Below are 18,749 nucleotides of genomic sequence, written 5' to 3'. Positions count from 1 at the left end.
TTTTTCAGTGGCGTACCGACGGCTGGGCGTTCCTGCCGATGGCGGCATGACACACTCGCTGACGTCCCTGGTGGGGCCGAGACGAGCGCTGGAGCTGATGCTCCGCACATACTCTTGTGATCAGCCCGCGCGACAGGGCTTCGCTTGCGTTCATGCGATCCGAAAGGAGCATCAGCTCCAGCGCTCGTCTCGGCCCCACCAGGGACGTCAGCGAGTGTGTCATGCCGCCATCGGCAGGAACGCCCAGCCGTCGGTACGCCACTGAAAAATGTGCCGTTTCGGTGGCCAGAACGAAATCACAGGCCAACGCCAGAGACATTGCTCCGCCGGCGCAAGCCCCATTTACCGCGGCGATAGCCGGCTTTCCCGAACGCCTCAGTGAAAGGAGTGCGTCGTGGAAAGAAGTGATGATGTCCGTGGCGAGTCGCGGGAATGTGGCGCCGGCAGCGGAGAAGGCTCGAAGATCTCCGCCGACCGAGAAATGCGCTCCGCGGCCTCGAATGACTACGACCTTGACGCTCGCGTCACGCTCGAGGTCAAAGGCGGCTGTCCTGAGTGCAGTCGCCAACTCGAGCTCGATCCCGTTGCCTCGCTCGGGTCGGTTCAACCAGATCGTCCCGATCCCGTCGGCGACGACGAGTTCGATTGGTGATGATGCCGTGCTCATGAACTGATTGTCCTTCCGATGTTCGGCGATGATTTACCTAGCCCGCCCCGAAGGTCCGTCCGGTCAAGCGGCGGCCGTCGCTCTCTCTTGCGCCGATCAGATCGCTTCACTTCTTGAGAAGCGCGCACTTCGATTCGTTGACAGGCCGATAGGCGTCCTCACCCCGGATCGTCTTGACGATCTCGAGATAGTCCCACGGCTCCTTCGAATCTTGCGGCTTCTTCACGCGCGCCAGATACATGTCACGGATCACCCGCCCGTCCTCGCGCAGCTTGCCGCCATGTACGAAGGTGTCTTCGATCGGAAGTTCGCGCATCTTGGCCATGATCGCGGCGGGATCATCGGTGCCGGCGGCCTTGATCGCCTTGAGATAGTGCAGCACCGAGCCGTAGACGCCGGTGTGGATCATGGTTGGCATGACGTTGGTCCGGGCGAAGAATCTCTTTGACCAGGCGCGGGTCTTGTCATCCATGCTCCAATAAGAGGCCGTCGTCATGTAAGTGCCCTGCGCGGCCTGCAGGCCGACGGCGTGCACGTCGGTATCGAACATCAGCAGGCCAACAAGCTTCTGGCCGGCTTGAACCAGGCCGAATTCACCGGATTGCTTGACGGCATTGTCGGTGTCCTGGCCAGCATTGGCAAATGCCACGACATCCGCCTTGGAGTTCTGCGCCTGCAGTACAAACGACGAGAAGTCGGCTGTGTTGGTCGGATGCCGCACGCTGCCGAGCACCTTGCCGTCCAGTTCCTTGATGAAGCGGGTCGCGTCTTTCTCAAGTTGCTGTCCAAATGCGTAGTCGGCGGTGACAAAGAACCAGGACTTGCCGCCCTCCTTGATCACCGCCCCCGCGGTCACCTTGGATAGCGCGTAGGTATCATAGGAAAAATGGACCGTGTTCGGGCTGCACAGCTCGTCGGTCAGGGAGCTCGCGCCCGGGCCGGAGAGCAGCGCGATCTTGTTGCGCTCCCGCACCATATTGTGAACGGCTATCGCAATTCCCGAGTTCGGAATGTCGGCGACTGCGTCGACCTTCCCGTTGTCGAACCAGTCGCGAACGATCTGCAGGCCCACATCGCTCTTCATCTGGTGGTCGGCGCTCACGATTTCGATCGGCTTTCCGAGTACCGTCGGGCCAAACTCCTCAACGGCCATTTTTGCCGCCTCGACCGAGCCGGGACCGCTGTTATCGCGTCCCCAGCTTGAAAGGTCCGTCAGCACGCCAATCCGGACCACATCATTCGAGATTTGGGCCGAGGCGGTCGACGCTGCCGCAACCAGGATGGCGAAGGCCAGGAAAGTCCTCTTCACGTGTTCTCCCTCATTTTCTTCTATTGGACAGTGGAGTGTTGGTCACGCGGGCAGGATGTCTGCGCGACGATGCTTAAACGCAGATGTTGCAGCTACCCGTTTTCGAAACGTGGTGCGCGTTTCTCCAGAAATGCGTTGATGCCTTCGCGTGCATCGGCGTGCGTCAGCAGGAACGGAAACCCGTCGATTGCGTGGCGCGTCTCGTCGCCGCCGAGACCGCGATTGTAGAAGGACTTGGCCATCTGCACGGCAAGGCGGGGCTGTGAGGCGATGCGTTCCGCGAACGCGATTGCGTCGGAGAGAAGGCGTTCGTCGGGAACGACGCGCGATACGATCCCGAGGCGGCTTGCATCGGCGGCATTGACGGGATCGCCAAGCATGCTCATCTCCTTGGCTTTCGCGCGCCCGACAATGTCCTGGAGGCGCACGATAGCGAAGCCAGGCAATAGGCCCAACTTGATCTCGGGTACGGCAAAGCGGGCACTCTCGGCCGCCAGGATGAAGTCGGATGCGATGGCAAGCTCGAATCCTCCGCCATAGGCAATTCCATTGACGGCGGCGATCACCGGCTTGAGCGCTCGTTCCGGAGCGCTCAGGACCTCCATGGCGTCGATGAAAAAGGCGCGCGCTTTCTCCGGATCGAAATCGAAAGTGCCGATATCGGCGCCGGCGCAGAATGCCTTGCCGCCGGCACCGGTGATGATGCTGACACGTATCCCATCGTCCTTGTCGGCCCGTTGCAGGCCCTCACGTATGCCTGCGCGAATGCCGGCGGTCAGTGCGTTCAGCTTTTCCGGTTCGTCGAGCGTCAAGATCGCGATCTTGCCGCGGACGTCGTAATTCACGCTTCCTAATCGCAACATATGCTGTCCTGATCGTTCATAAGGCGGCTACTGCGGGATGAGTTCGGGCTCGACGATGGCGACGACGGCGTTTCGCTCGACGGTATCGCCGGGTTTGAAGTGGACGGCGGTCACCACACCGTCCACCTCGCTGGCGATGCGCAATTCCATCTTCATGGATTCCATGACGACGGTCGGATCGCCTGCCTTCACGCGGCTGCCGACCGTGACGTTGATCTTCAACACGACGCCGGTCATCGGCGCGCGCAGTTCGCCGCTGATCTCGGCGCTGGCGCTGATGTATCTGAGGTAGGGGATCGCGGTCATGGTATGGGCGCGACGCGGATCGTGCACGAAGATCGCATGGTCCTTCTGTGCGATCCGCACGGTCTCGCAGCGCGCGTTGACCGCGGCGGCGAACATGTCATCGGCAAGCGGCGAAAGCTGCACCCGAATCCTGGCATCGTCCACGCCGATCAGCATCGTGCCGTCTGGCTGCAAGGGTGCAAAGCGGATCTCCGCGCTGTCGCCGGCGGTCTCGAGGTGGAGAATGGGGATCGGTGACAAGCCGTCATCGGCGGCCGCCATCTGCCAGCCGGTCAGGCTGCTGGACTGCCAGGGATTGCCGGAAGCGGCAGCGCGCTGTCGCTTCATCCAGAAATATGCACCAACCGCCAGCGCTTCAGAGTCGATATCGCCGGCGGTGGTCGCGAGCGTATCGATCCGTTCGTCGATCAGACGGGTATGAAACGTCGCGGCCCGGGTCGCGGGCAGAGCGATCAACCGGCGGAGAAAATCCCGGTTGGTGATGACGCCGAAGATCGAGGTCTCGCCGAGTGCCCGATCAAGCTGGTCGAGCGCCTGATCACGTGTGGCGGCGTGGGTAATCAGCTTGGCGAGCATCGAATCGTAATAGGGCGTAACGGTCGATCCGCTTTCGACACCAGTCTCGACGCGAATGTCGCCCGACGGGAACCTGACGTAAGCGAACTCGCCGGTGGACGGCATGAAGTTGTCATTCGGATCTTCGGCGCAGATGCGCGCCTCCACCGCGTGGCCCTGGCACACCACTTCGTCCTGCTTCACGGGCAGTCCTTCGCCGGCAGCGATGCGGAGCATGGCCTCGACGATGTCGATGCCGGTGACCAGCTCGGTTACGGGATGCTCGACCTGGAGCCGGGGGTTGACCTCCAGAAAGTAGTAGTCGGTGCCGCTGACGATGAATTCGACCGTGCCGACACCGCGATATCTGAGCCTGCGCCCAAGCCGGACGGCGTCGTCGAGGATGCGTTGGCGAAGGGCGGGAGCCAGGTTGGCGGCTGGCGCTTCCTCTATCAGCTTCTGGTGGCGACGCTGCAGCGTGCATTCACGTTCGAACAGGTGGATCACGTTACCATCGCCGTCGCCCGCGATCTGCACCTCGATGTGTCGGCCTTCCAGGATCAGCTTCTCGACGATCAGTCCTGCGTTACCGAACGCATTCCTCGCCTCGCGCATCGCGGACTCGATTTCGTCGCGAAGTCCGTCATAGGTCGAGATCGCCCGCATGCCCTTGCCACCGCCGCCGGCCGCGGCCTTGAGCATGATGGGCAGTTCGAGCCGGCGCACGATACGTTCGACTTCGTGGCGATCCTCGCTCGGAGCTTCGCTGCCTGGTATGGTGGGGACGCCGGCGGCGACGGCTTCCTGCTTCGCGGACGCCTTGTCGCCAAGCCGCTCGATGGTTTCCGGCGTCGGTCCGATGAACACCAGACCGGCGGCTTCGACCGCGCGGGCAAAGGCCGTATTCTCGGCCAGGAAGCCGAACCCGGGATGGATCGCCTCTGCGCCGGTGGCTTTCGCGGCGGCGATGACGGCATCGATCCGCAGATAGCTTTCCGAGGCCGGCGCGCCCCCGATCTCGATGGATTCACCAATGGTCTTGACGTGCAGGGCGTCGGCATCTGCGGTGGAGTGCACGGTGGACACCGCAATGCCGAGGCGTTGGCAGGTGCGGGCGATGCGGCAGGCGATTTCGCCTCGATTGGCAATCAGAATTTTCCTGAACATGGCGGGTCCTCTGCGTCTACATCCGGAACACGCCGAAATCGGTGCGCTCGCGCGGGACGCGCCCGGCGAGGTCAAGCAACAGCGCCATCACGCTACGGGTTTCGAGCGGATCAATCACCATGTCGCACCAGGTGTTGCGGGCGAAGTTATAGGCATTGGCGAAATCCTCGAATGTTCGCCGGGTCGGGGCCATGTAGGCCTCGCGCTCGGCATCCGTCCAACTCGTGCCCTCGCGCTTGTGCACCTCGTCGCGAACCATCGCGAGCGTGGTCGCGGCCTGGTCGGGACCCATGATGGCGGAACGGGCATTGGGCCACATCATCATGGCGTTCGGCCGGAACGCCCGGCCGCACATGGCGAGGTAGCCCGCGCCGTAAGCATTACCCATGATCAGCGTGTATTTCGGGACATTGGCGCTTGCCATTGCCGTGATCATTTTCGCGCCGTTCTTTGTGATGCCGCCTTCCTCCGCTTCACGGCCAACCATGAAGCCCGTGACGTCCGCCATGAACAGCAGCGGAATGTCGCGCTTGCAGCACAGCTCGATGAAGTGCGTTGCTTTCAGCGCGCTTTCGGAGAACAGCACGCCGTTGTTGCAGAGGATGCCGATCTCAAAGCCCATGATCCGCGCGAAGCCGGTCATCAGGGTATCGCCATAGAGAGGCTTGAACTCATGGAATTCACTGCCATCGACGAGACGCGCCAGGATATCGCGATTATTGGTGGGAATGCGCGGATCCGAACTGATCAGGCCGTAGATTTCGTCGGGGTCGAATTGTGGTGCGCGCACCGGAGCGACGGTTCGGCTTTGCCGCGGAATCTCGCCGAGGCTGGCGACGATCTCGCGCGTGATGGCGATTGCATGGGCGTCGTTCTCGGCGAGATGGTCAGTGACGCCGCTCACCCGGCTATGCATCTCGCCGCCACCGAGTGCCTCGATGCCGACCTCTTCACGGGTCGCCGCATAGACCAGCTGCGGCCCGCCGAGGAACATGGCGCCCTGGTTTCGGATGATCACGGTCTCATCGCTCAAGGCGGGAATGTAGGCTCCGCCCGCGGTAGAAGGACCGTGCACCACCGCAATTTGCGGGATGCCTTCAGCCGACATTCTGACCTGGTTGTAGAAGATCGAGCCAAACTGGCCATCGTCAGGGAAGATATTCGGCTGGTCGGGCAGGTTGGCGCCGCCGGATTGGACCAGGGTCACGCAAGGCAAGCGGTGCTGCCAGGCGAAACGCTGCGCACGAACATGCTTCTTGCAGGTGATACCATAGTAGGTGCCACCCTTTACGGTGGGCTCGTTGGCGATGATCATGCACGGACGATCGGAGATCATTCCGACCCCGGTGATGATGCTGCCGCCGGGCGGCACGCCCTCGTACAGGCCTTCGCCGGCCAATTGACAGAATTCGAGGAACGGTGATCCGGGATCGATCAGCGCCGCGATCCGCTCGCGCGGCAACAGCTGATCGCGTTCCTTGTGAAGCTTGCGCGCACGCTCGGGGCCGCCGAGCGCCGCCGTAGCGCGGCGCCGCCTGAGATCCACAATGCGCTCGGCATAGGCGCTGCGGTTGCGGGCGTATTCCTCGGTCGAGGTGACGACGTCCAATTTCATGGTTGCCATTGCGGGTGGTCCTGGTGGCTGTGCGGCGAGCCGATGGATGACTTGCCGCGGGTATAAATCGACCGGTGGGTTGGCGATGCGAGCGCTACAAAATCGAGGCATTGCAAAATTCTAACGGCTGTTAGAATCGATCGCGCGCGGATGCAAGCAGAACTCATGCTGGTCCTCAGACTTTCCGGAAGCGCGGCAGGGTTATTTCGTCGGAGACCTGGTCGAATGCGAGCTCGACCTCCATGTCGAAGGTGACGTCCTCCGAATCGCTTCCCGTCAAGGTGCTGATCATGCGCGGCCCTTCCGCGAGTTCGACGAGCAACACGGCATAGGGGATATCCGCCTTGAATGCGGGACCGGGAGCCCGATGGACCACGCTGAAGGAGTGTACCTTGCCGCGGCCGGTTGCCGGCCGGTGCTCGAGCTCATCGCCGCCGCATTCGCGACAAGTGGCTTGCTGGTAGTACTGCACGTTCCGGCATCGGCGGCAGTGTTGCAGCAGGAGCTTGCCTTGCCGCAGGCCACGCCAGAACGTGGTCGTATCGGCATCCGGTGCGGGCAGGGGCTTTCGCGTGGAATCCTCGGATGCAATCACAACGTTCCCTCCGTGCCGAGAATGGTCGTGGCGTTGGTGGCGAAGCCCGCGCCGAGGCTGTGCACCAGCCCAAGCTCAGCGCTTTCGACCTGCCGCTGGCCGCATTGGCCGCGCAGCTGCGCGATCACCTCATGGAAGTGGAACAGGGCGCCAGGCATTCCGGAATGCGCGAATGACAGCAGGCCGCCGTGGGTGTTGGAGGGTATTTGGCCGCCGTAGCTCATCTGTCCGTCGGCGACGAACGGGCCGCCTTCACCTTTCCGGCAGAAGCCTAGATCCTCAAGCATCATGACCACAGTGCCCGTGAAGCAATCATAGATGCCGGCGACATCCATATCGCTTGGCTGGTAGCCGGCCATTGCATACGCCCTCCGGCCGGATTCGACGGCCCCGGTCGTGGTCAGGGACGGCATCAGGAAGATGTGCTCGTGGGTGTAGCATTCTCCGCAACCGAGGATGTAGGTCGGCTTCCCGATCCCGAGGGCCTTCGCATGTTCGGCCGATGTGAGGACAAACGCCGCGCCGCCGTCCGAGATCAGCGAGCAGTCGAGCTTGTGATAGGGCGTCGTGACCATCGGCGAATTCAGCACGTCTGCCGTGGTGATCGGTGCGGTCTGTTGTGCACCGGGGGTCCGCGCCGCGTGACGCCTGTGCACGACGGCGACCTCCGCCAGCTGCTCTGGCGTGGTGCCGAACTCTCTCATATGCCGGTGCGCGGTCATTGCGAAGGTGTTGGCAACCGGAATGCCGAACGGCATCTCAAATTGTTGATCGCGGCTTTCCGTGAGTGAACGCAGCGCCAGGTCCGGCGTCAGTCCCGTCATGAGACTGTCGGCCGCGACCAGCAGCACCACCTTGGCGAGACCGCCGTGAATGGCGGCAGCACCAATGCTGAACATCGTGGCCGCCGTGGCGCCGGACACCTGCAAGGTGTTCGAGAAGGTCGGACGGATTCCAAAATATTCGCTGAAGGCAACGCTGAAGCGATGGAACGGTGAGGCGAAGGCATGGCTCGACAGCACGCCGTCCACCTCGCCCTTGGCGACCCCGGCATCGGCAAGTGCGTTTCTGGCTGCCTCTGCGGCAAGCGAGAGCGGACTGCGGCCTGGCACCTTGCCGACCGCTGATAATCCGATGCCGATGACGGCAACCTTTCCTCTGAGGCTGGTGTCGCTCATGTCGAAGCTTTCAACAGGCGCTCGAGTTCGTGGCGCTGGACCTTGCCGCTTGTCGAGCGAGGGAATTCACCAAAGGCAATGAAGCGAAATTCGCGCGGCCGCTTGTAGCTTGCCAGTTCCCGGCGGCACAGCTCGGTGAGCTCGGCCTCCGTCATCACGACCCCTTCGCGGCAGGCGACAAAGGCGACCGGGGCTTCTCCCCACCTTGGGTCGGCAGCACGGACGACTGCGACTTCCGCGATCCGGTCGTCGCCCAGCAGGACTCGCTCGATTTCGGCGGGATAGATATTCTCGCCGCCTGATTTGATCAGGTATTTGGCGCGGTCGACGAAATCGAGCGATCCGTCGGCGTTGCGCTTGAACACGTCGCCCATGTGAAACCAGCCGCCGCGGAAGTCGCGCGCGTTGGTCTCGTCGGCGCGCCAATAGCCCGAGAACAGTGTCGGGCTGCGGATGGCCAGCTCGCCGGGCTCGCCGGCTGCGACCTCGTTGTCGGAGGTATCCACCAGCTTGATCTGGCAGAACGCATTTTGCCGCTTGGACAGCCTGGTTGGCACATCGCCGGGCGCAATCAGCGCTCGCGTCGCCGGCGGCAGGCCGGTCTCGGTCGAACCGAAGCTGTTGAGATAGGGAGCGCCGAGCAGCTGTGTGACCTCGGCAATGGCATGTGGGGCGACAAGATCCGCCATGGCTCCGCAGACCCGCACGCCTTTCACTTTGGTGCGTTGCGCTTTCAGACCATCGATAAGCGCCTCCACCATGCCGGGAATGAGAACTAGCCAACCAATGTGGTGTTGCGAGACCGCCGCCAGCAGCGGTTCCAGCTGGAAGCCGTCGATCACAACGACAGTTCCACCTCGCAGCAGGGTGGCCAACGCATGATCGGTCGAGGCCATGTGGAACAGCGGTGCCCATGCGACGAACGTGTCGTGCGGTGCGATGCCGAGCTCGGAAGAAAACACGAGCGCCCGCATCACCATTGCGCGGTGTGAAATCACGGCACCCTTCGGCAGGCCGGTCGTTCCGCTGGTGTAGAGAATGACGAGCCCATCTTCCGGTTGGGCGATGGACGGGCAAGCCCGCCCATCCTGTCGGGCGAGCTCGCTTTCGTATTGAGGCCCAATCTCCAGGATTGGATTCGCCCTGGCGGCCGGCGGGAGGTTTGCTGCGAGGTCGCCCTCGACCAGGAGCAGCTTGGGCGACACCAGCTCGATGCAATAGGAGAGCTCGCGCTCCGACAACCGCCAGTTAAGACAAGCCGTGATGATCCCGAGATTGGCGGCAGCCAGCTCGATCTCGAGATATTCGGGACGGTTGCGCGACAGCAAGCCGAACCGGTCGCCCCGTTGCAGGCCCCGCGCCGCAAACAGGGCAGTTAACCGACGGACCCGGTCGCGTAACTCGCCGTAGGTTACGAGCCGGTCGCGGTATTCGATCGCAAGCCTGTGGGCGTGAAGCTCCGCACAGGCCTCGAACAGCGCACCGACGGTTCCGGTGCCGGATCCGCCGTCGGTCTGGATATTGAGGCCGGTTTCCATCAACGTTTCCTCGAGCGCTCTTTTGATATTCTTGTTTCGAACCAGTGCTTGCGCCGGCCGATTACAAATTCTAACATCTGTTAGAATTAATTGGTAGCGCTTCTTATGCGCCAAGAGCGGGAAGATCAATATGTCCAATCGATACGCGGCCTACACGAGGTTGAAGCTCGACTATCCGGCTGAACGGATCCTTCGGATCACCTTCGACCGACCGGAGACCTACAACTCCGTCGACGCCGAGACCCATACACAGCTCACCCATATCTGGAGAGACATCGACAACGACCCCGACATCAACGCCGTGATTGTCACGGGGGCGGGCAAGGCATTCTCGGCTGGCGGTGATTTCGAGCTGATCAAGTCGCTGCTCGACAATCCATCCGCGCGGGTGGCGACCTGGAAGGAGGCCAAGGATCTCGTCTACAACGTCATCAACTGCAACAAGCCAATCATCTCGGCGATCAACGGTGTCGCCGTGGGAGCCGGCCTCGTCGTTGGGATCCTTGCCGATGTGTCGATCTGTGGCAAATCGGCGCGGATCGTCGATGGACACACGCGGCTCGGCGTCGCGGCGGGCGATGTCGCCTGCATCATCTGGCCGCTGCTCTGCGGACTGGCGAAGGCAAAGTACTATCTGCTCACGTGCAAGCCGCTGTCGGGTGAGGAAGCCGAGCGAATCGGCCTGGTTTCGCTGTGCGTCGAAGATGCGGAGCTGCAAAACATCGCGTTGGAAACTGCGCAGGATCTCGCCACCGGCGCACAGAGTGCGATCCGCTGGACCAAATATGCGTTGAACAACTGGCTTCGTGTCAACGGGCCGCTGTTTGACACTTCCACTGCGCTCGAGATTCTCGGCTTTGCTGGCAATGAGGCCCGCGAAGGGCTGGCCTCGCACCTCGAGAAGCGCAAGCCTGCGTTCGCCAAGGATTGCCCGATCTAGATTCGCCCATTTCTCGTCAAGGCAACTCACTTGTGGTTGCCTTGACGCCTTGCCTCGCACTATGCGGACGTTGCCCGGTCCGGACCAATCCGGGCCGGATGTTACACTTTGAGCTTCTGGCGAATGTGCTCGATCGCCTCGGGATTGGCGAGCGCCGACAGATCGCCGGGATCCTTGTCTTCAAAAACTGCGCGGAGCACGCGTCGCATGATTTTCATGTTGCGCGTCTTTGGCAGATCATCGACCAGCAACACTCTTTCCGGGCGGTACGAGGTGCCCATTCCGTGCACGAGGGCTTGGGCTAGCTCTTCCGACAGCGCGCGTGAGTCTTTTGTGCCTGGGCTCGGCACGCAAGCACACACGATGGTGGAGCCTTTGACCGGATGGGGGACGCTGAAGACTGCGGCCTCCGCGACCTTGCCGGTTGCGGTCAGCACGCCCTCGAGCTCCGCAGGGCCGACGCGCTTCCCCGAGATCTTGAGAGTGTCGTCCGAGCGGCCAAGAATGTAATAGAGACCGTCCTTGCCGCGCATGGCAAAGTCGCCATGCACCCAGATTCCCGGAATCGTCTTCCAGTAGCTCTCGAGATAGCGCTGGTCGCCCTTCCACAGGCTCTTCGTGAGTCCGATGGATGCATGACGCAGCACCAGCTCGCCAACCTCGCCGTCGGCGACAGGATTACCGGCCATGTCGACGATATCTGCGCCGACACCGAGGGCCGGCCGGGAGAACGAACATGGGTTCATCGGATGGTTCGGGGTGCCGGTGAAGATGCATCCGCCGACTTCCGTTCCGCCGGAAATGTTGATGATCGGGATCTTAGATTTGCAGACGTGTTCGAAGAACCATCGCCACGGTGTCTCGGTCCAGGCCTCGCCGCCCGATGCTGTTATCCGCAGGCTGGAGAAGTCGTACCGCTCGACTTCCTCGCCATAACGCATCATGCCGCGCACGATGGTCGGTGAAACTCCGAGATAGGTGACCTGGTGATCGGCGATCAGGCGCCAGAAACGTCCCGTATCGGGATAATCGGGGGTCCCCTCGGCGACGAGCAGCCTGCCGCCGGCGAAGCTTGGAATGCAGGCGCACATCGCGCCCACCATCCACCCCATGTCACTGAAGAAGAAAAACAGGTCCGTTGGCTTGAAGTCGCCGCAGATGATCATGTCCCGTGTCACCATCGAGCCAATGAAGCTGATATGCGTCCACACGCAGCCCTTTGGTTCGCCAGTCGTTCCCGAGGTGTAGAGAAGGATGGCGGGGTCTTCCGCATCCATCTCGACGGTCGGAAGGTTTGTCGCCTCCTTCGCGATCTCATCCCACCAGTGGTCGCGACCCGGCCGCATAGGGGTATCGACGCCGAGCCCGCCGCGGTCGGCCACGATCACATGCTGGACGGATGGGGCGGTCTCCAGCGCCTCATCGAGAACCGATTTCAGCGGAGCAGGAGCGCCCCGGCGCCAGGTGCCGTTCGCGGTAATGACGGCCTTTGCTTCACCGTGGTTAAGCCGCGCCCGGATCGGGTCGGGCCCGAAGCCGGAAAACAGTGGCATCACGATTGCGCCGATCTTCAGGATTGCAAAGAAAGCCACGAAGGTTTCGGGCAGGTTGGGCATATAGATCGCAACAACGTCGCCCTTGCCTAATCCAAGCTTGCGCAGGCCCGAGGCTAGCCGCCCGACGGCGGACTCGAATTCGGCGTAGCTCAGTCGTCGCTGCTCGCTGTGGTCTTCGCCTTCCCAGACCAGGAATGTTCTGTCCCAGACTTCAGTTCCGCGGTGCTTATCGATGCAATTGAGGACGATGTTCGTGGTCCCGCCGGCGCACCAGCGCGCCCAGGGCTCGCCTCGTGCAAGATCAAGAATCTTGTCGGGGTTGCGATAGAAGCGAACGTCGCAGAATTTGAACACTTCCTCCACGAGCCACGCCGGATCGGTGTTCGCCTTGGCCGCCAGCGTGTCGTAGTGGTGCTGTCCGGTGGCGCGAAGGAACGCGCTCAGGTTGCTCCTCTCCACGAGTTCCGCGGGGGGCGTCCAGAGATACGTCATCTTGTTTCCTCCTGCTTCAAGAGCTGCGCCATCTTCTTGCATTTGGCGTCCGGCGATTTATTCTAACAAATGTTAGAATTCAAGGAAGAAGATATCGTGGCTGACAAAGAGCAGGTCCGCTATTCGGTCGAGGATGGAATCGCGACCGTGACCATCGATCGTCCCGAGCGCAAGAACGCGCTCTCGGTTGAGGCGATGAATGGCCTGACGGATGCGTGGAGCAAGGCCGAGGCGGATCCCTCCGTCCGCGTGATCATCCTGACGTCCGCAGACTGCGGTGTCTTCTGCGCGGGGCTGGATCTGAAGCAGGCTGCTGAGATCCGGGCGAGGGACGGGGTGGATATCCTCACGCGGATGCGTGATCCCATGCAGAACGCGATGCGGACGGTCTCGAAGCCGATCATTGCCGCCATGACCGGATCCCTGATGGCTGGCGGAATGATGCTTGCGCTGAAGTGTGACCTGAGGGTCGGCTTGCGCGGCGCCCGTGCCGGGATAACCGAGGTGAAGATGGGGCGCGGGTCTCCGTGGGCGGTACCGATGCTTTGGATGCTACCGCAGCCGCTGCTGATGGAGATGGTTCTCACTGGCGAGACCGTGCCAATCGAGCGGCTGGCCGAGCGCGGTTTCGTCAACTCCCTCGAGGACACCCCGCAGGCCGTCCGCGAGCGCGCGACTGAATTGGCACAAAAGATCGTCGAAGGTGCACCCTTGTCGGTCAAGGCGGCCAAGGCCAGCGTGCTTGCTGCGATGGATCTGGGGCTTGCGCAAGGCCTGGTCGAGGCCGAGCGGCTTCATGTCGAAACCTATGCAAGCCTCGATGCCATCGAAGGACCGAAGGCGTTTGCGGAAAAGCGCAAGCCGGTCTGGCAGGGCAGGTGACTTACGTCAGGGCTGGCGAACGCCCTCAAAGATCAGCAACTCGGTGCGATGGGCTAGCTCAAGCACGGCGTCCCGATTTTCCAGCCTGAACCACTCGATGGTCCAGTTCAGTGCGCCAATCACAAACATGCGCAACGGCACCACCTCCATGTCGGCCCGGATCTCGCCGGCGCGCCGGGCATTGATGAAGAGTTGGTCCCAGTATTCTGCGTATGCACGTCGCAGCGGCCGGTGCGGCTTCTTCAGCTGTTCAGGCAATTGCCCGTAGATTCGAATGTTGGCCGAGGTGAAGTCACTGGTCTCGAGCAGTGCGACGAGATGAGCCTCGATCGCAAGGCCGATCCGGCGCCGATGCGATACCTTCCCTGCCCGCTCGACAGCGTTCCTGACCGTCTCGAAGACGTGGCGGAGGCCGCGGTCCAGCACCTCGTCGAGGATCTCCTCCTTGGAATCGAAGTGATAGTAGATGCTGCCGGCCTTGATCTTCGCTCTTGCTGCGATCTGGCGCAGCGTCGTGGCGGAAAATCCCTGGCGGCGAAACAGCTGAGCCGCGGAGTGCAGGATGAGGTCTCGCGACCGCTCGGACTTGGACGTCGCTGCTGTGGGACCTTTGTCGGGTTCGCCTTTGCGTCTCCGGCTCGTGAGTGAGCTCTTGGGTTGGCGCGCCGCCGAACTCGGGCCAGAACGCGAGAATGACCGCGCCGTCTTCATGGCTACCACAAGCTCCGTGTCGACGTACTGGGCTGCCGATTCGCGCAGCCAATGATCGCTCTCGAAGCAGATTCTGCAGAGCATGGCAACATCTGACAGAAGGCACCTGCGACTGATCGTTCTCCATCATCAGCCCTTTGCTCGGACAGTGAACGGGCCGCCAGTTCTTTGCCTGTAGTACCGCTCGCTGGCGTCGTCCTGTTGAAACTTGCTCAAATTTGACCATGATGGATTGGAGCGTGAGTTCAGTTTTTTCAGTCGGTTAGAAGGCGGCCAATGCACGACGTGTGCACCGGGAGATCAAGAAAATCTCAACACTGCCATGTGCGCAGGCGTGTGGCGCATGTGCTGGATCTGAACTTCCGAGGGGCAGGGCGAGGCGAGTGCTTAAGTGCGGTCTCAGCTGTTCGACGCGGAATGGTCGAAAACCGTGGATTTAACCCCCACTCTCTCCGCCATTTCCACGATTTGATACGCCAAACTACGATGTTCTGCGATTTTGCTCCTGATGGTCGCGCTCGGAGCTAGCTAGCGTCAACAGAGGCGTAACACCCGAGCGCGAATTGGGTGCCCGCAAGAGAAGCGCGCACCGGTAACGTGTCGTATCGAACTGCCTGGCGAACTGCCGCTGCTACGATCTGGTCTTGGAAGCCATAAGCTTATCGCTCGAATCCTCCATGAATCGGGCGATCAGCGCCGCCGATCTGGGGTCCAAGTGCATCCCATCTGTCCAGCGTAGCTGAGATCGATCGACAGCGATATCCAGCCAATCCGACGCGCTTGGAAATGCCTCTGAGGCGAGCTTGGTGCTTTTGGCGGCAAGGGGGGTGTTTTCGTAAGCTGGTGAGCTGGGCATATGAAAGAGCAGGACGGTTGCTCCATTCGCCTCCAAAATGGCCTTGAACTTCCGGATCTCGGCGATCGTATATTGGACCGCTTCCTGCTGAGGAGCGGCTTGCGCTTCGGCGAAAAGCTGCTGAGCGAGCTCTACATCCGGTATGCTGGATGGAGAACTAGCGATCAAACGATCAACTTCCGCCCGAACGGCTTCTTTGAAAAACGAGCGGCTGTTGCGACGCAGAGCGATCGCTGGTCCTTGCACGGGCGGCAACTATGTGCCGCCCGGCAGGAGATCTGTTCAGTAGCAAGGAGGATAGGGATAATAGCCGCAATAGGGCCGGGCGTAGGCGGCTCCGACGGCGGCAGCTCCAACGGCTGCGGCACCGGCATACATTGCGCCCCGGTATGCCGTGCGCCGCGCGACGCCTGCAAAGGAAAGCGGCGTAAACGGGCGCCCGATAATATCGATGAAGATCGAGGCTGCGCCGTCCGCGCCGGTGAGATCACCCTCGAGTGTCTGAACGGTGAAGGTCAGCTTGTCCCCGTCCAGCTTCGGATTCTTCAGAACGACGACGGCGTCCTTGACGGAGCCATCCTTGCTGTTGAAAGCCGAAACGGTCGCGTTCGGTGGATCGCTCGCAAAGCTGTCCTTGCCCGCGCCCTAGTCGGTGATGATGTCAGCCGTGAGCTGGTGGCCGGCGGCGCGCACAGGTCGGTCGGCGAATATGATCGAGTTCGGCGTGACTCCGGTCAGCACGAGGCTGTCGCCCTGCAACGTTGCGCCGCGCGAATTGAGAACGATGAGCGATGGCACAATTTGGGCTTGTGCAGCAGAAGGCGTGCCGATCGTCTTCAGGTTTCCGTGCGTAGCGCTCTGAGCCAGCGCGGTCCCGGTGTCGAGCAGTAATGTTGCCGCCAGCAATGCCATGCAAATGTGTACGCCCTTCTTGTTGCGCATCTCGTTCTCCTTGCGATCAGCCTGAGCCTTCCGGCAGGTTGGGTCTGTGCGGACCGTAGACACTGCAAAACCGGCCGCCTATGCAAAATCGGCAGAAATGAAGGCGGTCCAATTGTGATGTTTTCAGCATGGCCCGGCGCGCATTGAGCTGACGGGCCGGCATGCGTCAGGTGTCGAGATGTCCTTGCAAATGACTTTCGCGCGGTGGCAATCATATTGCCTGCATAGTGCCTCGACGGTCATTCTGTTGATCTCGCCGCCGACCATGCCAACGCTGTGGCCTTTCAGGCTTGCCATGCCGCAAACCGCTTTCGTCCAACGCGACTAAAAGGCCTTACGGCGGGTTCGGCGTGCCGATTTTGCATAGCCTCGTCGGCTCTGCACATGCTCCTCTACGAAAACAGGACGCGGTCGGGACCAAGCGCCGACCCGCGATCAACGAGTCTTTGCGAGATAATCGGGAAGCGAAATGCGTGCACGAATTCTGGCTGTCCTCTGCATTCTCTGCGCGTGGTCCGGTTCTGTGTCCTCCGCAGGCGCCCAACAGGCATCGTGGACCCAGATCGGCATGCTGGCTTGCAAGCTCGACCCTAGCGTCGGGTTTGTAATATTTGGCCATCAATCGATGTCATGTCGCTTTACACAAAACCCGCCATTGCCGACACAACTCTATGAAGGCGCCCTCAATACCGTCGGAATCGATATCGGCGTTTCGGCCGGAGGCGCACTCGCCTGGGCGGTCCTTGCCCCGACGGCAGGCCCTCCGCCTGGAGCTCTCGCCGGCGAATATGTCGGGGCGTCAGGCGACATCGGCCTCGGCTTAGGCGCCGGCGTCAATGTTCTTGTCGGTGGCTCGGGGCGGTCATTTGCGTTGCAGCCCGTTTCGGTAGAGGGCTCGGTAGCCGTCAATGTGACCCTCGGCCTTTCCGGGCTCCAATTGCGTCCGATCTATTAAGCGCCGCCGCCTGACCGCCGTATGTGCAGTCCCGAATTGCTCGTGGCGCGCTGTCCATAGCGGGCCTGCGCCGACGAAAATTGCCTCCGCACCAATCGGAAGGGGCTGCTGTGCAAAACGAAAGCGAGGCGGGGGCTGTGCCTACTGCGGTCTCCATTTCTCCCGAAATTCGCGCGGCGTAGCGCCGAAATACGGCGAAACGCACGCGAAAAATGCGCCGGATCGGCATAGCCGGAAGAAAACGCGATTTCGATGATCTTGGCGTCCGTCTCACGTAGAAGCTTGGCGGCATTCTCAAAACGGATCAATTCGAGCAAGCTTGAATATGTCAGCCCAACGTTTGAGAGTTTGCGTTGAAAACTCCTGACGCTTGTGCCGGCCATCTCAGCGATTTTCGCGACCGCCGGGATTCCCTCATCCAGGTAAGAAGGCAGCATCAGCTTAAGTGCGCGGACAAGCTCGTCGCCGAACGGCTGAGGCTCGTCCTCGGAGAGATTCAGCACCTTATTGTGTGTCAGGCTGGGTAGGTCGAGATGCGCAACGGGCACATCAATCCAGGAGGCTTCCTGGTAAGGCAGAAAGCGCGCATTTGGCCAGAAAGCCCGAGCTTCCGAGCCTGGCGCATAATTTGCCTCAAACGCCATAGTTGAAGGAGTCCACTCCGACCCGGCGAACTGTCGGACGATGTGGACGACAAAGACGTTCTGCAGCCATTGTGAGTGTTCAAGATGGAGCATGCCGGCAGTCCCGCCCAGCTTGCTGCAAATTCTTACGCGATCGTCGCAGCGCTCCAGCCACATATACAGGTTCGTGTCTTCGAGCGATGCCCATTTGCACAGTTGCTGCAGGGCGGCGTACAGCGTCGGAGAGTAGCTGATGACAGTTCGCAGCTTGGTTCGCTTGAATATGGCTTGCCGGCTGCTCGTGGACTCGAGCAAGCCCCTGTCTGACATCGCAAAACTCCTCGGCTATTCCAGTGCGAGCAGTTTTAGCCGCACTTTCGCGCGTTTGATGAAAGCTCAGCCCGTTGTCTACAGGCGGCAGCAACTTGCCGGTAAACTTCGGCAAGCGCCCCATGGCAGACGACCTCGCGCAATCGATAGCTGAATAATTCCACAAGATTGGCGTGAAATGGCAAGACGCACAATTTGAATTGGAGCGAAACGTTTGGGGAGATTTCCAGGCTCCGCAAGGAGCCAATTTGTTTTTTGCGTTCAACTGAAGCGCAGGGATGTTATGGGGAGCTATCTGGGCCGGCCGAAGCAAAAGCGGGGCGGCGCAGGCTGGCGAGCACCGTAAGAACCGCATAATGCAATCACGTCACCGAGCACGAGCGGCCGACCGCAGAATTGGCTCCATCCGTTCGCGACAAAAAGGAGGAGCTAGGGCTATCCGCCAGACGACCGTCGTAGCGGCGTCGGCGAGCCTTGAGGTCGCCCAATCGGCGCATGCACAGACCGATCTGGGCACTTACGCCAGTCTCGACCAGCGCATTGTCGAGGCGATCGCGGTGGTATGCCTGGCGCATGGGATAGGTTGATCGTCCAGGCGTCATCGACCCGACCTTCTGAAAATGGTATCGTCGCGACAGCGAGAGGTCTGGCGCGATCTGGTAGGACCTG

Annotated in this window: 17 protein-coding genes; 4 read left to right on the top strand and 13 right to left on the bottom strand. The window is 61.3% G+C overall.

From position 1 onward, the window contains the following. Positions 1-4: 4 nt before the first annotated feature. The 8 genes from FNJ47_RS09360 to FNJ47_RS09325 form a co-directional block, all read right to left on the bottom strand. Positions 5-667 carry an enoyl-CoA hydratase/isomerase family protein gene (locus FNJ47_RS09360; protein WP_163152787.1) on the bottom strand — a complete coding sequence of 221 codons (663 nt, stop codon included), beginning with the start codon at positions 665-667 and terminating at the stop codon, positions 5-7. Between the two features lie 106 nt (positions 668-773). After that, positions 774-1,976, bottom strand: a complete 1,203-nt coding sequence (locus FNJ47_RS09355; protein ID WP_163152786.1) for an ABC transporter substrate-binding protein — start codon at positions 1,974-1,976, stop codon at positions 774-776. 92 nt (positions 1,977-2,068) lie between these two features. Then, the gene (locus FNJ47_RS09350; protein WP_347341642.1) at positions 2,069-2,821 is read right to left on the bottom strand and encodes an enoyl-CoA hydratase/isomerase family protein; all 753 of its coding nucleotides are present in this window, start codon (positions 2,819-2,821) and stop codon (positions 2,069-2,071) included. A gap of 45 nt (positions 2,822-2,866) precedes the next feature. Further along, positions 2,867-4,867, bottom strand: coding sequence for an acetyl/propionyl/methylcrotonyl-CoA carboxylase subunit alpha (locus FNJ47_RS09345; protein ID WP_163152784.1), 2,001 nt, complete (start codon positions 4,865-4,867; stop codon positions 2,867-2,869). A 16-nt stretch (positions 4,868-4,883) separates the two neighbouring features. Further along, positions 4,884-6,491, bottom strand: coding sequence for a carboxyl transferase domain-containing protein (locus FNJ47_RS09340; RefSeq protein ID WP_163152783.1), 1,608 nt, complete (start codon positions 6,489-6,491; stop codon positions 4,884-4,886). A 166-nt stretch (positions 6,492-6,657) separates the two neighbouring features. After that, entirely contained in the window at positions 6,658-7,077 is a 420-nt protein-coding gene (locus FNJ47_RS09335; protein WP_347341641.1) for a Zn-ribbon domain-containing OB-fold protein, read from the bottom strand. Beyond that, positions 7,074-8,255, bottom strand: a complete 1,182-nt coding sequence (locus FNJ47_RS09330; protein ID WP_163152782.1) for a thiolase C-terminal domain-containing protein — start codon at positions 8,253-8,255, stop codon at positions 7,074-7,076. The genes FNJ47_RS09335 and FNJ47_RS09330 overlap by 4 nt, the downstream gene beginning before the upstream one ends. Then, the gene (locus FNJ47_RS09325) at positions 8,252-9,793 is read right to left on the bottom strand and encodes a class I adenylate-forming enzyme family protein (protein ID WP_163152781.1); all 1,542 of its coding nucleotides are present in this window, start codon (positions 9,791-9,793) and stop codon (positions 8,252-8,254) included. Before FNJ47_RS09325 ends, FNJ47_RS09330 begins: the two co-directional genes overlap by 4 nt. A gap of 130 nt (positions 9,794-9,923) precedes the next feature. Here FNJ47_RS09325 and FNJ47_RS09320 point away from each other — a divergent pair, with 130 nt between their 5' ends. Further along, positions 9,924-10,733, top strand: a complete 810-nt coding sequence (locus FNJ47_RS09320; protein WP_163152780.1) for an enoyl-CoA hydratase/isomerase family protein — start codon at positions 9,924-9,926, stop codon at positions 10,731-10,733. Positions 10,734-10,834: 101 nt separating this feature from the next. Here the strand turns inward: FNJ47_RS09320 and FNJ47_RS09315 are convergent, their stop codons facing one another. After that, entirely contained in the window at positions 10,835-12,781 is a 1,947-nt protein-coding gene (locus FNJ47_RS09315; protein WP_163152779.1) for an AMP-binding protein, read from the bottom strand. A 69-nt stretch (positions 12,782-12,850) separates the two neighbouring features. Between FNJ47_RS09315 and FNJ47_RS09310 the strand changes: the two genes are divergently transcribed. Then, the gene (locus FNJ47_RS09310; RefSeq protein WP_163152778.1) at positions 12,851-13,663 is read left to right on the top strand and encodes an enoyl-CoA hydratase/isomerase family protein; all 813 of its coding nucleotides are present in this window, start codon (positions 12,851-12,853) and stop codon (positions 13,661-13,663) included. Between the two features lie 6 nt (positions 13,664-13,669). On the opposite strand, the gene FNJ47_RS09305 is transcribed toward FNJ47_RS09310, so the two are convergent. The 3 genes from FNJ47_RS09305 to FNJ47_RS53870 all read right to left on the bottom strand — a co-directional run bounded on the left by FNJ47_RS09305 (position 13,670) and on the right by FNJ47_RS53870 (position 16,172). Next, the gene (locus FNJ47_RS09305) at positions 13,670-14,458 is read right to left on the bottom strand and encodes a TetR/AcrR family transcriptional regulator (RefSeq protein WP_163152777.1); all 789 of its coding nucleotides are present in this window, start codon (positions 14,456-14,458) and stop codon (positions 13,670-13,672) included. A 547-nt stretch (positions 14,459-15,005) separates the two neighbouring features. Beyond that, positions 15,006-15,485, bottom strand: a complete 480-nt coding sequence (locus FNJ47_RS09300; protein ID WP_163152776.1) for a hypothetical protein — start codon at positions 15,483-15,485, stop codon at positions 15,006-15,008. Positions 15,486-15,875: 390 nt separating this feature from the next. Then, positions 15,876-16,172, bottom strand: coding sequence for a hypothetical protein (locus FNJ47_RS53870; protein WP_347341640.1), 297 nt, complete (start codon positions 16,170-16,172; stop codon positions 15,876-15,878). Between the two features lie 469 nt (positions 16,173-16,641). Between FNJ47_RS53870 and FNJ47_RS09290 the strand changes: the two genes are divergently transcribed. Further along, on the top strand, positions 16,642-17,127 hold the full coding sequence (locus tag FNJ47_RS09290; protein ID WP_163152775.1) for a DUF992 domain-containing protein: 486 nt from the start codon (positions 16,642-16,644) through the stop codon (positions 17,125-17,127). Here the strand turns inward: FNJ47_RS09290 and FNJ47_RS09285 are convergent. Beyond that, positions 17,124-18,080 (bottom strand): helix-turn-helix transcriptional regulator, encoded by a 957-nt coding sequence (locus tag FNJ47_RS09285; protein ID WP_235999701.1) that lies wholly within the window; start codon positions 18,078-18,080, stop codon positions 17,124-17,126. The two genes, FNJ47_RS09290 and FNJ47_RS09285, sit on opposite strands and share 4 nt — an antisense overlap. On the opposite strand from FNJ47_RS09285, the gene FNJ47_RS09280 reads away from it, so the two are divergent. Continuing rightward, positions 18,004-18,234 carry a helix-turn-helix domain-containing protein gene (locus tag FNJ47_RS09280; protein WP_163152773.1) on the top strand — a complete coding sequence of 77 codons (231 nt, stop codon included), beginning with the start codon at positions 18,004-18,006 and terminating at the stop codon, positions 18,232-18,234. The two genes, FNJ47_RS09285 and FNJ47_RS09280, sit on opposite strands and share 77 nt — an antisense overlap. Positions 18,235-18,749 lie beyond the last annotated feature (515 nt).

The sequence above is a fragment of the Bradyrhizobium uaiense genome (assembly GCF_010811875.1).
GTDB lineage: Bacteria > Pseudomonadota > Alphaproteobacteria > Rhizobiales > Xanthobacteraceae > Bradyrhizobium > Bradyrhizobium uaiense.
Note: the sequence above shows the minus strand (reverse complement) of the source record. Positions and strands in the feature narration are given on the sequence as shown.